Annotated in this window: 16 protein-coding genes; 5 read left to right on the top strand and 11 right to left on the bottom strand. The window is 64.0% G+C overall.

Features of this window, described 5'->3' with window-relative positions; all coding sequences use genetic code 11:
- The 5 genes from CUTER_RS07540 to CUTER_RS07515 all read right to left on the bottom strand — a co-directional run bounded on the left by CUTER_RS07540 (nt 1) and on the right by CUTER_RS07515 (nt 5,054).
- Nucleotides 1–1,239, bottom strand: coding sequence for a restriction endonuclease subunit S (locus CUTER_RS07540; RefSeq protein ID WP_082121313.1), 1,239 nt, complete (start codon nt 1,237–1,239; stop codon nt 1–3).
- The gene (locus CUTER_RS07535) at nt 1,236–2,699 is read right to left on the bottom strand and encodes an HsdM family class I SAM-dependent methyltransferase (protein WP_047259919.1); all 1,464 of its coding nucleotides are present in this window, start codon (nt 2,697–2,699) and stop codon (nt 1,236–1,238) included. Before CUTER_RS07535 ends, CUTER_RS07540 begins: the two co-directional genes overlap by 4 nt.
- 34 nt (nt 2,700–2,733) lie before the next feature.
- Nucleotides 2,734–3,959, bottom strand: a protein-coding gene (locus CUTER_RS07530) for an IS3 family transposase (RefSeq protein ID WP_144412218.1) whose coding sequence is annotated in 2 segments (ribosomal slippage) — nt 2,734–3,692 and nt 3,692–3,959 — 1,227 coding nt in all. Because the reading frame shifts where the segments join, the coding sequence is not laid out codon by codon here.
- Nucleotides 3,886–4,524 (bottom strand): type I restriction-modification system subunit M N-terminal domain-containing protein, encoded by a 639-nt coding sequence (locus CUTER_RS07520; protein ID WP_047259918.1) that lies wholly within the window; start codon nt 4,522–4,524, stop codon nt 3,886–3,888. The genes CUTER_RS07530 and CUTER_RS07520 overlap by 74 nt, the downstream gene beginning before the upstream one ends.
- Nucleotides 4,525–4,733: 209 nt before the next feature.
- A complete protein-coding gene (locus CUTER_RS07515; RefSeq protein ID WP_047259917.1) occupies nt 4,734–5,054 on the bottom strand; it encodes a helix-turn-helix domain-containing protein in 321 nt (106 codons plus the stop codon).
- A 147-nt stretch (nt 5,055–5,201) separates the two neighbouring features.
- On the opposite strand from CUTER_RS07515, the gene CUTER_RS11090 reads away from it, so the two are divergent.
- From CUTER_RS11090 to CUTER_RS07505, 3 genes are read left to right on the top strand one after another with little or no spacing between them, the layout of a single operon-like run.
- Entirely contained in the window at nt 5,202–5,915 is a 714-nt protein-coding gene (locus CUTER_RS11090; protein ID WP_144412286.1) for a site-specific integrase, read from the top strand.
- 4 nt (nt 5,916–5,919) lie between these two features.
- Entirely contained in the window at nt 5,920–6,219 is a 300-nt protein-coding gene (locus tag CUTER_RS11085; protein WP_052844072.1) for a hypothetical protein, read from the top strand.
- Nucleotides 6,220–6,255: 36 nt separating this feature from the next.
- Nucleotides 6,256–6,480: a hypothetical protein gene (locus CUTER_RS07505; protein ID WP_047259916.1), complete on the top strand. Its 225-nt coding sequence runs from the start codon at nt 6,256–6,258 to the stop codon at nt 6,478–6,480.
- Nucleotides 6,481–6,696: 216 nt separating this feature from the next.
- On the opposite strand, the gene glnA is transcribed toward CUTER_RS07505, so the two are convergent.
- Nucleotides 6,697–8,133 carry a type I glutamate--ammonia ligase gene (glnA, locus tag CUTER_RS07500; protein WP_047259915.1) on the bottom strand — a complete coding sequence of 479 codons (1,437 nt, stop codon included), beginning with the start codon at nt 8,131–8,133 and terminating at the stop codon, nt 6,697–6,699.
- A gap of 145 nt (nt 8,134–8,278) precedes the next feature.
- Here glnA and CUTER_RS07495 point away from each other — a divergent pair, with 145 nt between their 5' ends.
- Nucleotides 8,279–8,755, top strand: coding sequence for an RDD family protein (locus CUTER_RS07495; protein WP_047260688.1), 477 nt, complete (start codon nt 8,279–8,281; stop codon nt 8,753–8,755).
- 12 nt (nt 8,756–8,767) lie between these two features.
- Here the strand turns inward: CUTER_RS07495 and CUTER_RS07490 are convergent, their stop codons facing one another.
- A complete protein-coding gene (locus CUTER_RS07490; protein WP_047259914.1) occupies nt 8,768–9,562 on the bottom strand; it encodes a DUF4191 domain-containing protein in 795 nt (264 codons plus the stop codon).
- 82 nt (nt 9,563–9,644) lie between these two features.
- On the opposite strand from CUTER_RS07490, the gene CUTER_RS07485 reads away from it, so the two are divergent.
- The gene (locus tag CUTER_RS07485) at nt 9,645–10,874 is read left to right on the top strand and encodes an endonuclease/exonuclease/phosphatase family protein (RefSeq protein ID WP_236684695.1); all 1,230 of its coding nucleotides are present in this window, start codon (nt 9,645–9,647) and stop codon (nt 10,872–10,874) included.
- On the opposite strand, the gene lipA is transcribed toward CUTER_RS07485, so the two are convergent.
- The 4 genes from lipA to gcvT all read right to left on the bottom strand — a co-directional run bounded on the left by lipA (nt 10,871) and on the right by gcvT (nt 14,366).
- Nucleotides 10,871–11,917, bottom strand: coding sequence for a lipoyl synthase (gene lipA, locus CUTER_RS07480; protein ID WP_047260686.1), 1,047 nt, complete (start codon nt 11,915–11,917; stop codon nt 10,871–10,873). The genes CUTER_RS07485 and lipA overlap by 4 nt on opposite strands.
- 62 nt (nt 11,918–11,979) lie before the next feature.
- Nucleotides 11,980–12,768, bottom strand: coding sequence for a lipoyl(octanoyl) transferase LipB (lipB, locus tag CUTER_RS07475; protein ID WP_047259913.1), 789 nt, complete (start codon nt 12,766–12,768; stop codon nt 11,980–11,982).
- A gap of 39 nt (nt 12,769–12,807) precedes the next feature.
- Nucleotides 12,808–13,203 carry a glycine cleavage system protein GcvH gene (gcvH, locus tag CUTER_RS07470; protein WP_047259912.1) on the bottom strand — a complete coding sequence of 132 codons (396 nt, stop codon included), beginning with the start codon at nt 13,201–13,203 and terminating at the stop codon, nt 12,808–12,810.
- A 62-nt stretch (nt 13,204–13,265) separates the two neighbouring features.
- Nucleotides 13,266–14,366: a glycine cleavage system aminomethyltransferase GcvT gene (gene gcvT / locus CUTER_RS07465; RefSeq protein ID WP_047259911.1), complete on the bottom strand. Its 1,101-nt coding sequence runs from the start codon at nt 14,364–14,366 to the stop codon at nt 13,266–13,268.
- Nucleotides 14,367–14,374 lie beyond the last annotated feature (8 nt).

Here is a 14,374-nt window from a genome sequence, read left to right as displayed (position 1 = left end):
TTAGGGCTCCTCGGGGACGGGGTGCTGTCCGGTGACGGTGGCGGTGATGAGTGCGCTGCGGCGCTCGTCGAGCAGGGCGCGGAGCTCGCCGGCCTTGGCGATCATCGCGTCGATCTTGGCGGTTTCGGCGTCGAGGTGGGCGGCGATGCGGCGCTGCTCATCGAGGGGAGGGAGGGGAATCTCCAACCTTGCCGCTTTTTCGGCAGGGAAATGGGGGATCGTCGAGAGGCTGTAGTCCAGACTTATACGACCTGATTTATGTGCGTCATCGAGAGCGTAATAGACATACCTCGGAAATGAATATTTAGTGTGGCACCTAATGCGCATCACTGTCTTCTGAAATGCGATCCCCGGAAGATCTTGATTAACGTAACCGACGCGGCCGGCGTCGCCACCCTCTACCATTATGATGTCGTCGGCGCGCAGGCTATACGTTGCGTTTTCCGCGGGAGTGACCTTCATTAGCTTCAGGTCGTCTGTGTCGATTTTTCCCGTCCTCTCTACGTTTGCGGCGCGTATATACGGCGTCGGTATTCCCTTGTTCTTCTTTCCGTCGAGCATTTTTCCGAGAGTGATTCTCGAAATAACTGCAAGTGAAGCTTGCCTCGTGTCTCCTGTGGCAGTTTTGAACAGCCCTCGTCGCCGCTCCTCAAGCCGCGCCACGAGCCCATCGAGCGCTTCGGCCATCGCGCCAATCTGTGCGGTCTCGCGGTCCAGGTAGTCGGCGATGCGGCGCTGCGTGGGGAGGTCGGGGAGGGGGATTCGGAAACGGCTGACCTTTTCGGCGGTGAAATGCGGAAGCGTCGCGGTAAAGCATTCGAGTTCGATCATTTTCGAATCGTATCCGAGCTGCAGTGCATAGCGAATGTAAGGCGAATGACCTTTCCTTATGTTGGGGCGAACTCGAACGATGGAGTTCTGAAATCCCCAACCGTCAAGGGGTTTGTTGATAAGTGCTGAGCGGCCGTATCCTGCGCCGCCTTCAACGATGACAATATCTCCCTCTTGTAGGTCAAGGCTATCAACCTCGGCTTCTGAGAACCACATTGTCTTCTCTGTAACGTCGAAATCGAGTCGGCCTTGCGGTTGAATGTGCGCAGCGCGGAGGTATGGCCGTGTCGAGTCCGAGGGTGACTTCGGGGACGGGCTGAGCATCTTTCCGAGAGTAACGATCCCTACCGCCCCCAAAGGCGCATATTGCCAGCCATGGCAAGAAGGACGTGCGTATTCAGCGTTCACTCTCGCACCTCCTTGAACATCGCGGCCAGCTCGTCCATCACTTTCGCGACGTCGGCGTCGATCTCCTCCAGTGACCGGACGGGTTCGGGCACGTAGAAGATGCGGGTGAAGGGAATCTCATAGCCGATCTTCTCTTTGTCGCGGTCCCAAATCGCCTCCGGGGCAAACGGCAGTACCTCGCGGGCCATATGCTCGTCGACGTCCTCGGTCAGCGGGATGCGTTCGACCATGTCAGACCCGGGAACGATCACCGGGTTGCCCTTGCGGTCGACCGACGGTGGGGCGTCCGGATCATCGACGCCCACGGCCGCCATGATCGCGTCGATGAGGCCCACCGGCATTTTGAGCTTGGCCTTCGTCGCCTCGAACTTGAGCGAGTTCGGCAGGTCGTTGTACTCGGTGCCGTCCACGGCCCAGATGACCGCCTCATGCTCCGGCGTCGCCGAGCGGTGGTTCATCGCGGCAGTGACGGCCTCGTCGGTGACCTGAACCGCCAGACGACGCTGCCGGTAGACCGGGACGTCGCGGAAGCCCAGGTCGTCGGGGGTGAGGATGCGGGAGATGTCCGAATCCTCGAAGGCCGCGTAGGCGTCGGCAATCTCGAGGCGCTTTTCCGGGGTCAGTTCCCGGCGCTTCATGCCCATGCCCTTGCGCATGGGTTCCCACTTGGCGGTGGCGTCGATCAGCTGAACCTTTCCTCGGCGGCGCGGTTCCTTGTTCGTGTCGAGAATCCAGATGTAGGTGGCGATGCCGGTGCCGTAGAACATGTCCGTGGGCAGGGCGATGATGGCGTCGACGAGGTCGTCGTTAAGCAACCACCGGCGAATCGAATCCGGCCCGGACCCAGGCGCACCCGTGAACAAGGGCGACCCATTCATGACCACGCCGGCGCGACCGCCACCGGTTTCCCCGTGGGCCGGGGTGAGCTTGTGCGCGACGTGCGACAGGAACAGCATCTGGCCGTCCGACTTGGACGGAAGTCCGTGGGAGAATCGCGAGCCTTCGATGCCGGCCTCCTCGACGACCGCGGCGTAGTCTGCCGACCAGTCGGAGCCGTACGGCGGGTTGGTGATGATGTAGTCGAAGGTCTGCCCGGCGTACTTGTCGTCGGACAGTGTGTTGCCGTGACGGATCGAATCGGGCTTTCCGCCCTGAATGAGCAGGTCGGCCTTGCCGATGCCGTAGGAGAAGTCCATCAGTTCCTGGCCATGCAGGGACACCTGCATATTTGCGTTCAATTCTTCAAGCGCACGCTTCGCCACCAGAAGCATGCCGCCGGTACCGGCGGCCGGATCGTAGATCGTGCGCGACGGTGCCGCCCCCTGCAGTCCTTCGTCGTCGGAGGACAGCAGGATGCTCACCATCAGTTCGATGGCATCGCGCGGGGTGTAGAACGCACCGGCGCTCTTTCCCTTGGTGTTGAACGCCCGGTACATGACGTCCTCGAACAAATCGCCCATGGCTGGGGTTGCCCGCAAATCGTGGACAGTTCGATTAAGCAGCGCGGCCTGAGGCCGACTCCTTCTCCAAGTGGTAATTATTTTCGAAACTGACAGGTGGGAGACCACCCAACGACGAATGACGCCGTTGCCGGTTGTAAAACCCCTCGATCCAACCCGCCACCGCACGACGAGCTTGATCCCGGGTACGCCACCGTCGCCGCTGGTAGAACTCCGTTTTTAGCGTCGCCCAAAACGATTCAGCCATCGCGTTATCAAAACACACCCCAGTACGTCCCACCGACTGAGCGATCCCGAGTTCCTGGCACACACGGTACAGCTGATCACTGGTGAACTGCGTGCCACGATCAGCGTGAAACACCACACCCTCAGCCACCTCGCCACGCAAGGTGTGCGCCATCCGAAGGGCCCGTTCCACCAGGTCAGTGCTCTGGTGCGCGTCCATCGCCCACCCTAAGACCCGGCGAGAACACCCATCACGGACCGCACACAGATACAGCCAACCCTCCCCGGTACGCAGATACGTGATATCGGAGATCCACACCTTATTCAGTTCCCCGGTGTCAAAGACTCGTTCCACCCGATCTGGGATCTGGTGCCGTGCTACACCGGGTACTCGCCGAGCCGGAGTCCACGATCGCGGTGAGATGCCTTCAATGCCCAGCCTGCGCATCGACTTGGCTACCGTTTTCTTATCCACCACCAGGCCCATGCCACGTAGATCAGCGGTGATCCGCGGTGCTCCGTAGGTCTGGTGGGACTGGGTCCAGGACCTCAGCACGCTGGCATCAAGCGCGGCGCGCTGCATGTCACGAGGGTCATCACCGGCAGCTTTGAGCCTTTGCTGGCTCGCCCACTTGTAGTAGCCCGAGCGGGAGACCTGCAAAAGCCTGGCCATGCGGCAGATGCTGTAGTTGGCCTTCTCCTGCGCCATCAGCTGGAAGCGTTCTACTTTTGTTGCTTCGACGCGAAGAAGGCTGCTGCTTTTCCCAAAAACTCGTTATCAAGCTTGAGCTCGGCGACCTGTTTACGCAGGCGTAGCAGTTCTGCGCGTTCGTCGGCGTCGAGTACCTCAGCCTGGTGTGTGGCTGGGTCGCTGGGCTGGCGTTCTTTCTTCACCCACCGGCTCAACAGGGAGGCGTTGATGTTGAGTTCCTTGGCTACCACCGAGATCGGGCGGCCGGTATCAAGAACCAATCGGGCGGCTTCGCGCCGGTATTCCGGGGTGTAGGTCTTCCTCGTTGCCATAGTGACAGACATCCTTCCTGACAGGCCTGTGGCCCATCCTTATCAGGTGTCCACTACTCGAGGGTAACCCCATGGCGGTGTCGGGCATCGTGTCGGGGTGCAGGTCGATGCCCGCGAAGTGATTGACCACGCCGTAGAGGCGTCCTGCGCGGGCCAGCGTGGCGACCTTGTCGTTGAACTTGAACGAGTCCCAGATGTCGGAGATCGACGAGGAGAACGCGGCGACGTACGCGTTGAGCGACTCGGCCACCGAATCGTCAGTGCCGCCGATGGTGGTCAGGTCGAGCGGCGACGTGTTGTAGAAGTGCAGCCCGAAAGAGGTGCGAATCCACAGGTCCATCAGGGTCGGCGACACCTCGACAGTGCCGTCCTTGGTCCGCTCGGCAATGAGCGCGAGAACCTCCGGCTTCGAGTCGGCGAGGATGCACTCAAGGCGGCGGAGGACGACGAAAGGAATGATGAAGTCGCCGTACTCCTCCGGCTCGACCACGTTGCGCAAATACTTGTCTGCGGTGTCCCACACGGCGGTGTAGGTGGTCTTGCGGGCGTGGTCGAGCTGCGCCTGGGTCGGGGCCACGTAGTTCTCCTGGGCTCAAAGGCAAATGTCTCACTAATCCTACGGTTGCGATTCCCCGCACGCCCAACCTGGTAACCTCACCCGCCCCAAAGCGGGGACAGGCCATGTGACCTGCATTGGTGAAAGAAAAAACCATTTGTCCAGCCCGTTACCGCTTTGGGATTCGCGGCGCTCACGCTGGAAGCATGAAGGAAAACCCCCGAAAAGGGTCACTCGCCCTTGAGGCTGGACTCCGCGCGATGATGCGACGGCCACAGGGACTTCCCGCACGCGACCTCCAACGCGGCGATGGTCAGCCCGTCGGGGACGGCGTCGCCGTTGATGAGCTTGGTCAGCGTCGAATGCGGAAGGCCCGCGGCCTCGGCGAAGGCGCGGCGCGACACGACGCGACCGGCGTCGATCTCGGCGGTGATGAACTCGTCGAGACCGGCGACGAACAGGCGCAGTCGCTCGTAGATGGGATCGCCGACGCGGTTGTTGGGCCAACCGTGGTACCGCTGGCGCGGCGGCGTTCTCGAAGCGCGGGACATGCTGAAAATGTACCCCCGGGGACAACGAAACCGCAGGTGGGGGCGGGTGTAACGCCACCGGACGGTGAAAGAAAGAACCGCAAATCCGCGACGAATGTCATAGTCGTCGGTGAAATAAAGAACCGCGCTCGCGGCTCAAATCCTCCGATGGACGCACGTCACTATGGGGGAACGGCAGCGGGCGCCTGTCGAAAAACGGAGTCCGCCATGGACCTCATCGCCACCTACGAACCGAGGAAAATCACCGTCGACCGGTGGGCGGTCGTGTCCGGCTTCATCCGCGCCACCGTCGCCGAGTCCTACACCGACGACGACTCACTTGTGGCCGTGCGCAACGCCACCGGCCTGCTGGCCCGGCTGGCCGAGTGGGTTCACATCGTCCACGGTCACCCGCTCGATGCGACGCATGTGCTCGATCACGAGTTGATCGAGATGTTCGTCGCCCACGAACTGTCCGATCTGTCGCAGCGCACGCGCGGCCGCTCGCGGTCGATCCTGCTGCGCATGGCCCGCACGTCCAACCCCGTCTGGAACGGTCCCGCCGAGGGTCCCCAGTACGGCTACCAGGTGCCGCTGGCTCCCTACACCGACGCCGAGCTCGCGCTGTTCCGGGACTGGGCGTTCGGGCAGCCTACGGCCCATCGCCGCCACGCCTGCTCGCTGGTGCTCGCCCTGGGACTCGGCGCGGGCCTGCGTGCGGGGGAGATGGGCACGCTGCGGGTGCGCAACGTGTTCGACGACGGCGACGACGGCATCATCGTCCGGCCGTCCGGCTACCGGGACGCGGGTCTGCGCGACGTGCCCGTGCTCGCGCTGGGAGGATACCCTGCGCGCCGAGATCGCCGGGCTCGGTCCCGATGACCGCGTGTTCCTGCCCGGCCGTCCCACCGACTCGACCTCGGCGGTCCACAACCTGCTCAAGGAGACCACGCCGGTGGCCGGGTTTCGGCCCGATATCCGGCGCATGCGCACGACATGGATCGTCGGCCACATCTACGCCGAGATTCCCGCCACCGCACTGACCGAGGCCGCCGGCCTGTCCAGCCTCAAGCACTTCGAGCGGTGGACGAACAACGTCCCCGGCCACACGGCGCTGGAAGTACGGCAATGGCTGCGCCGCCGCCCGGACGGCACGACCGGCGCACGTCTGTCGGTCGTGAAGTAGGCCGCGCGCACCGGCAATGGGAGGAGGTGAACCGACATGGACCCGGTGATGATCGACCGCGTCGATGGAGCGCGCATCGCGCGTGCCGCCCGCATCGTCGATGACGCCGGTGTCGTCGCCATGCTCGACGGCTGGCGCGGCGACGACGGCCGCGGTGGGACAACCGGCGGCGCACCGGTTCCGCCGTCGCCGATACCGCGCCACGAAAGCGGGTTCGATGAGGCCGCTGCGGTGCCCAATGCGCCGCCGTTGGCCGCGTAAACGAAGCTTCGACCGTCCCCGTTTCGGGCACGGTCTACGGGTGCTTCCGGGGCCGCGTTTTCGGGCCGATTATGCGGCACGGAACCGGCCGGCGGGGCGCGAAAACGGTGTCCCAAAAGCAGAAACTGCCCATCTCCCGGTGGGGGAGGTGGGCGGCGTTCTTTGTGCCGGGTTTTCCGAACAATCGAGGTCGGTAGTCCGAAATCCCCGGAGAATCTAGCAGTCGTAGTACATCTCGAACTCAAGCGGCGTCGGGCGAAGGCGCGTCGGCATGATCTCGGTGTCGATCTTGAGGTTGATGTAGGTCTCGATGAGATCCTCGGTGAAGACATCGCCTTCCAGGAGGAACTCATTGTCAGCGCGCAGTGCCTCGATGGCGGCCTCCAGAGAGGTCGGAGCCTGCGGGATGGACTTGGCCTCCTCCGGCGGCAGCTCGTAGAGGTCCTTGTCCACCGGGGCGTGCGGCTCGATGCGGTTCTTGATGCCGTCGATGCCGGCCATGAGCATGGCGGCCATGCCCAGGTACGGGTTGCCCGAGGGGTCCGGTGCGCGGAACTCAACGCGCTTGGCCTTCGGGTTGGCACCCGTGATGGGGATGCGAATGGCGGCGGAACGGTTGCGCTGGGAGTACACGAGGTTGATCGGGGCTTCGAATCCGGGCACCAGGCGGTGGTAGGAGTTCAGCGTCGGGTTGGTAAACGCCAGGACTGCCGGAGCGTGGTGGAGCAGGCCGCCGATGTAGTAGCGGGCCGTGTCGGAGAGTCCGCCGTAGCCGGACTCGTCGTAGAACAGCGGCTTGCCGTCGGCCCACAGGGACATGTGGGCGTGCATACCGGAGCCATTGTCGCCGGCCAGCGGCTTGGGCATGAACGTGGCGGATTTGCCGTATTCGGCTGCCGTGTTCTTGATGATGTACTTGAAGGTCTGGAGCATGTCCGCTGCGCGGCGCAGCGTGTCGAAGCGGTAGTTGATCTCCTGCTGGCCGCCGGTGCCCACCTCGTGGTGGAAGCGCTCGATGACGAAGCCGGCCGCCTCCAGGCGGGCGACCATGGCATCGCGGACCTCAACGCTTTGGTCTACCGGTGCGGTGGGGAAGTAGCCTCCCTTGACCCGGGTCTTGAAGCCGGTGTTCGGGGTGCCGTCCAGGTTGGTAGCAAGCCCCCGGTTCCACCAGCCCTCGTTGGAGTCCACGCGGTAGAAGGATTCGTGAACGTCGGTGTTGTAGGACACCGAGTCAAAGAGGTAGAACTCCGCTTCCATGCCAAAGGAGGCTGAATCGGCGATGCCCGTGGCGGCCAGGTACTCCTCGGCCTTCTTGGCGACGTTGCGCGGATCGCGCGAGAACGCCTCGTGCGTGAAAGGATCGTTGACGCTGAACTGAATGTTGAGCGTCTTGGCGGTGCGGAACGGGTCGACATAGGCCGAGTCCACGTCGGGCAGCAGGGTCATGTCCGACTCGTCGATGGTGGTGAACCCGCGGATGGATGAGCCGTCGAACGCCAGGCCTTCCGCGGCGGCTTCGACGGTGAACTCGCTCGCCGGGATGGAGAAGTGGTGCTCCTGGCCGGGGACGTCGGTGAAGCGCACATCGACGAATTTGATGTCTTCTTTGTCGATAAATTCGACGATGTCTTGGATGGTCTCAAAGGCCACGGCTTTAGCTCCTGTGGTTGGGGATCTACTGTCGCTGTCGAAGATGCAAACTCTTATAGTGTAGCGAGTTTCTATTGCTCGAACGATAGCGGCCCCCGAATTGGGCGATTCCAGCCACCTGGGAGCGCCTAGTAGGCTCATGACCATGGAAAAATCGAAGCGGAGCTGGCTGGATGGTCCGCACATCCCGGCCGAGCGAGACGGGGCCGGAGACCTCTCGAAGTGGCCTGGTGAGAAGCTAGGGCTGCCGAAGAGCGGCGCCGGGTCCATGGCCTCGGTGGGTCGGCGGGCCGTCGCCGTCGCCATCGACTGGGTGCTGTGCATGGGCATCGCGCAGATCATCGTTTCCACCACCGACGCCCTTGGCGACGGTCCCACCCTGCGCTATCTCCTGTGGATCCTGCTCGGCATCGTGTGTGGCTGGCTCTTCGCCCGCACCCCCGGGATGGCGCTGCTAGGGATGGGCGTGGCTCGCGTCGACGTCCCCGGCGCAAAGGTGGGACTATGGCGCGCGGCGGTGCGCACGCTGCTCACCGCCGTCGTGCTCCCGGCCGCGCTCGTCGACGCGGATGGCCGCGGCATGCACGACCGCGGCACCGGCACCGTGGTGATCCGCTCCTAGCGGTTTAGCGGTTTAGCGGCCGCGGTTTTGGGCGCGGCGCATGCGCCGGTTCATCCCCGCCATGGAGCGCGCCTGCTTCGGCAGTGGACCCTTGGGCACCCCGGCTCCCTGGCCGCCGCGAACGTTGTCCAGCGCGTCGATCTTGGACGCCAGGGAGTAGACCTCATCCTTGCCGTAGTTGCGCGGAAGCTTGAGCAGGCTGCGCTGGAGCTTCTTCAGCGGAACCTGACCGGCCGCCTCGTCCTCGCCGACGTACACCTCGTGGATGGGCACGCCGGCCACGAGCCGGTTGACCTTCTTGGACTGCTGCTTCATGAGCGGCTTGAGGCGGTGGGGCGAACCCTCGCCGACGAGAACGACACCCGGGTTTCCCACCACCCGGTGGACCACATCCATCTGGGTGGTGCCGGCAATCCCCGTCTTGGTGATCCATACGACACCCATGGAGTTGCGCATGTTCTCTAGAGCCCATGCGGCGGCGCCGGTCTGATCCTCAATGCGGTCATACATCGACGACTCAAGACGCCGGGTGAACACGAACATCGCCAGGACGATGCCGAGCAGAATGCCCGAGAACAGCATGAACCACTGACCGTTCCAGAGCAGCCCGATGAGGAACATGATGAGCGCGGTCCCGAGCACGCAAATGAGCATGAGCGGGATGAGCATCTTATCCTGCTTGCGCAGCATGTTGAAGGCCTGCCACAGCTGCTTCAACGTCTGGGTGCGCTGGGCGCGCTTTGCCTGGCGCTCTTCCTTACGGGCGGCCTTGGCTGCCTCGGATTTCTTCTTTGCGTCGTTCGCCATGCCTACCACCTTAGAGCAGGCATTTACGACCTCGAAAATGTCGGGCGGGCGCCGACGCCGCGCGTGCCATAGTCTGAACGTCATGATGAGACTTGGCGCGGCTGTTGCCGCAGTTACCACAATTCTTGCCCCCTTCAGCTCAGCCGTGGAGGATCTGTCCTCGGCTGTCCCCGAGATCGCCGGCCAGTTGTCGTCACACGCCGGGTTATCGAGCACCGCGCAGAAGCAGGACACCGGCGTGACCGTTGCTACTTACAACACCGCGCTCAATCGGCCCAAAGCCGGTCAGCTGGCCGCGGACATGGCTGCCGGCACCGATGAGCAGGCGCGCAACATCGCCGCCGTCATCCAGGCTGCCAACCCGGACATCCTCATCCTCAACGAGTTCGACTATGACCCGACCGGTCAGGCGCTTGCCGACTTCCAGGCGAACTACCTGGGCCAGCCCCAGCACGGCCAACAGCCGGTGGCCTACCCCTACACCTTCTCGGCACAGGTGAACACCGGGGTTGATTCGGGCCTTGACCTCGACGGCAATGGGGTACTCGGGGAGGGAAATGACGCCTATGGCTTCGGTCTCTTCCCAGGCCAATACGGCATGGCGGTGCTGTCGAAGTACCCCATCGATACGGAGAAGGTGCGGACACTGCAGCAGTTGAGGTGGCATTCCATGCCCAACAATCGGCTGCCCTATGACTACTACGGTGACAACGCCCACCAGCTGCGGCTTTCTAGCAAGTCGCACTGGGATGTGCCGGTGACGGTGGCCGGCGAGAGCATCCACCTGATCGTCGCGCATCCCACGCCCCCGGCGTTCGAGGGCCCGGAGCAGCGCAACACCCGTCGCAACGGCGATGAGATCCGCCTGCTGGCCGACTACGTCTCCGGCGGTGAGCGCGCCGAGTGGATCGTCGACGACGCCGGCGTGCGCGGCGGCCTGGCCGACGGCGCCCGCTTCGTTGTCTTCGGGGATATGAATTCCGACCCGCACGACGGCGACAATTCCGGGGCCACCGGGATCGACCAGCTGCTCACGCTGCCCGCTCTGCAGGACCCGCAGCCGACGTCGGTCGGGGCGGAGCAGTCCAATGAACAGGGCCCCGGCGTGCACCGCACCCCCGCTAAGACGGATACCGCGGACTTTAGTGAGCCGAAGCCCGGAAACCTCCGCGTCGATTATGTACTGCCCTCTGCGGGGTTCACCGTCACGGATTCCGGGGTCTTCTGGCCGGCTAAGGGCGAGCCCTTAGCCGAGCTCATGACCCCGGAGCGCACGAGCGACCATCACCTAGTCTGGGCGACGATCCGCTAGCGTCGCGGCGCGCCCACCGGGTGTTCGGTGGAGGGGCCATACTTGCTCAGCAGGGTGGTGGCCTCCTGGTCGGTCGCCCCCTTCGAGGTTTCCGCGAGGTGGAGCAGGTGCGCCGGAATGTCCCGGCCGCGCTTGCGCATGGCCTCCACGTAGAGACGCCCCGCCCGGTAAGAGGAGCGCACGAGCGGGCCAGCCATAACGGTCATGCCCAGCTCCTCGGCGTAGTCCTTGTACTCGATGAACTCCTCGGGCCTCACCCACCGCTCAATGGGGTGGTACAGCGGCCCGGGCCGCAGGTACTGGGTGATCGTGATGATGTCCAGGCCCGCCTCGCGCATGTCGCGCAACGCGTCGAGAATCTCTGCGCGCTCCTCGCCCATGCCGAGGATGAGGTTGGACTTCGTAATGAGCCCATACTCGTTGGCCTGGCGGATAACATCCAGGGAACGGTCGTAGCGGAACGCCGGACGGATTCGCTTGAAGATGCGCGGCACCGTCTCCAGGTTGTGGGCGAAGACCTCCGGGCGCGCCTCGAAGACAATCTCAAGCAGCTCCGGATTGCCAGAGAAGTCCGGGGTGAGGTTCTCCACGCCGGTATTCGGGTTAAGCTCGTGGGTCTTGCGGACGACTTCGGCATAAAGCCAGGCGCCTTCGTCGTCGAGGTCGTCGCGGGTGACGCCGGTGATGGTGGCGTAGTTGAGGTTCATGTCCCGGATGTTCGCGGCCACGCGGGCGGGCTCGTCGACGTCTAAGGGCGTGGGGCGGCCGGACTTAATATCGCAGAAATCGCACCGACGCGAGCAGACGTCGCCGCCGATGAGGAAGGTAGCCTCCCGGGATTCCCAGCATTCGTGAATGTTCGGACACCCGGCTTCCTGACACACGGTGTGCAGGTTCGCGCCCTTGACGCGCTTCTTCATGTCCTCATATTGCGGGCCCGTTCGCACTGCGTTGCGGATCCACCGTGGCTTGGACTCGATGGGGGTCTGGGCGTTGCGCTTCTCGATGCGTAGGAGCTTGCGTCCTTCAGGTGCGATAGTCACGATGTAACCGTATCTGTCCTTCACTCGTGGGGGTTATCGGGCTAGTACCTGGTGTCAACACACTAGGACCGACGCCTCTTCCTGCCTAACCCTTTTGAGGGGTCCGGGGCGGAACCGAAGGTGTGGTCGGCCACCGTCATTCGCCCGGAGAGCACCTCGTCGAGGGCACTGAGCATCGGTTCAGTGGCATCGGCGACGTCCACCTCGCGCCCCAGTTCCAAGCTGAGGGTTGTGACATCGGCGTCGTCGATGCCGCAGGCCACGATGTGCTGGTAGTACTCCAGGGTGTTCGAGCAGTTCAGGGCCAGCCCGTGCATGGTCACGCCGCGGGTGATGCGAATACCGAGGGCGGCGATCTTCCGGTCGCGCCGGGGGGCGTCAGCCGACGCGGGTGTAGTCGTTGACGGCACCCACACCCCAGAGCGGCCGTCGATGCGCCCGGCGGTGTGCACGCCGAAGCCGCGCACCACATGGATCACCGCTTCCTCCAGGCGCCGAACGTAGTCCACCACATCTACCGGCTCCGCGAGCTTAATGATCGGATAGATGACCAGCTGCCCCTCGCCGTGCCAGGTGATACGGCCCCCGCGGTCCACGTCGATGACGGGCAGGCCGTTCGTCGGCCGGTCCTCCGGCTGGGTGCGCTTGCCGGCAGTGTACACATTGGGGTGTTCGACGACGACGATCGTGTCGCCGACCTCCCCGGCCGCCCGGGCGCGGGCGAGCTCTGCCTGGAGAGCCCAGGCCTGTTGATAATCAACAAGGCCGATCTGCCGGATCTCAAGATCGCGGTCAGAATCGGCCCTGATGGACTGATCGGCGGGGAAGAAAGGATCGCGGGGAGCAGTCATAATGCCGCCCATCCTACCCGCCGGGGGTGACGTGAAGGTTTAGGCCTCCACGCCGTTGTCGGCGGCATAGTCCTCGGCGGAGAGCAGCTCTCCAGCCTCGGAGACCTCCACCTCGAAGAGCCAGCCGTCGCCGAAGGGGTCGGAGTTCACCACCGAGTAGTCGTCGTGGATGTCCTCGTTGACGGCGGTAACGGTGCCGGAAACCGGGGCGAAGAGGTCGGAGACGGACTTGGTGGACTCCACCTCGCCGCAGCTCTCGCCGTGGGTGACGGTGTCGCCAACCTCGGGCAGCTCGGCGAAGACGACCTCGCCCAGGCGGTCCGCGGCGACGGAGGTGATGCCGATGCGCACGGTCTTGCCGACCAGGTCAGAGTCGTTGGTGCTGATCCACTCGTGGTCCTCGGAGTACAGGAAGTCAGCGGGCAGCTGTGCCATGGATAAACCCTTTCTTGTGTGATGGTTATTGAGGAAAGTATAAGGGCCCGGAGGTGGCCCCGTTACTTGGAGCGAGAGTAGAACGGGCGGGGCACCACCGTGAACGGGTAGCGCTTACCGCGGATATCTACCTCCACCGCGTCGCCCTCTGCCAGTCGCCCGAAGGGGGCCCGCACCAGAGCGATCGGGTGACCCAACGTCGGCGACGGCAGGCCAGAGGTGACCACGCCGACCTTTTCTTCGCCGACGAAGACCTCGGCGCCGGCGCGGGCAGCGCGACGCTGCTCGGAGGCCAGGGGCACGATGTCGAATTCCTGCTCCTTGCCGGCCAGCGCGGCCTTGCCGACGAAGTCCGCTTCCTTCTTTGCGAAGGCCCGGCCCATTCCAGCGTCGAGCGGGGTGATGTCGAGGCCGAGTTCGTTGCCATACAGCGGCATGGCCGCCTCCAGACGCAGGGAGTCCCGGGCGGCCAGCCCACACGGGATGATGTCGAACTCGGCACCCGCCTCAGCTGCGGCGTGCCAGACGGTGGCCGCGTCGGCGTTCGGCACGAAGATCTCGAAGCCGTCCTCGCCGGTGTAGCCGGTCCGGGCCACGAGCGCCTTCACTCCGGCTACGACCACGGGGGCGCAGCGGTAGTAGCGCATGTCGGTGATGGCAGCGTGGTCGTCGGCGTCGACGATCTTGAGCAGGGTTGCCTCCGCGTCCGGGCCCTGCACGGCGACCAAGGCGGTGGAGGTGGACTCGTTGGCGATAGTGACATCGAAGTCCCCGAGGCGCTCGTTCATCGCCTGCCAGACGACGTCGGTATTCGACGCGTTCGGCACGACGAGGAACTCCTCGTCACCCAGTCGGTAGGAGATGAGGTCATCGATGATGCCGCCGTCTTCGGCCGCGATCATGGAGTACTTGGCCTGGCCGACCGCGGCGGTCGACAGCATGGAGATGAGCACATAGTCCAGGTACGCGCCGGCGTCGGCGCCGGTGACCCGGATCTCGCCCATGTGGGAAAGGTCAAACAAGCCGACGCGGGAGCGTACCGCGCGGTGTTCGTCGAGCTCCTTGCCGTACTTCAGCGGCATGTTCCAGGCGCCGAAGGGGGTGAAGGTGGCACCGAGGTCCTCGTGGACGCTGTGCAGTGGGGAAGCGAGCAGTTCGGTCATGAACGTCC

Source organism: Corynebacterium uterequi, from assembly GCF_001021065.1.
In the GTDB taxonomy this organism is placed as follows: Bacteria; Actinomycetota; Actinomycetes; order Mycobacteriales; family Mycobacteriaceae; genus Corynebacterium; species Corynebacterium uterequi.
Note: the sequence above shows the minus strand (reverse complement) of the source record. Positions and strands in the feature narration are given on the sequence as shown.

Bases quoted from the DNA above. Each gene is read 5' to 3' on its own strand.
- CUTER_RS07505 (WP_047259916.1), top strand. From the start codon at position 6,256: ATGGACCCGGTGATGATCGACCGCGTCGATGGAGCGCGCATCGCGCGT.
- CUTER_RS07490 (WP_047259914.1), bottom strand. From the start codon at position 9,562: ATGGCGAACGACGCAAAGAAGAAATCCGAGGCAGCCAAGGCCGCCCGT.
- CUTER_RS07485 (WP_236684695.1), top strand. From the start codon at position 9,645: ATGATGAGACTTGGCGCGGCTGTTGCCGCAGTTACCACAATTCTTGCC.
- CUTER_RS07535 (WP_047259919.1), bottom strand. From the start codon at position 2,699: ATGGGCGATTTGTTCGAGGACGTCATGTACCGGGCGTTCAACACCAAG.
- gcvH (WP_047259912.1), bottom strand. From the start codon at position 13,203: ATGGCACAGCTGCCCGCTGACTTCCTGTACTCCGAGGACCACGAGTGG.
- CUTER_RS07515 (WP_047259917.1), bottom strand. From the start codon at position 5,054: ATGTCCCGCGCTTCGAGAACGCCGCCGCGCCAGCGGTACCACGGTTGG.
- CUTER_RS11090 (WP_144412286.1), top strand. From the start codon at position 5,202: ATGGACGCACGTCACTATGGGGGAACGGCAGCGGGCGCCTGTCGAAAA.
- gcvT (WP_047259911.1), bottom strand. From the start codon at position 14,366: ATGACCGAACTGCTCGCTTCCCCACTGCACAGCGTCCACGAGGACCTC.
- lipB (WP_047259913.1), bottom strand. From the start codon at position 12,768: ATGACTGCTCCCCGCGATCCTTTCTTCCCCGCCGATCAGTCCATCAGG.
- CUTER_RS07495 (WP_047260688.1), top strand. From the start codon at position 8,279: ATGGAAAAATCGAAGCGGAGCTGGCTGGATGGTCCGCACATCCCGGCC.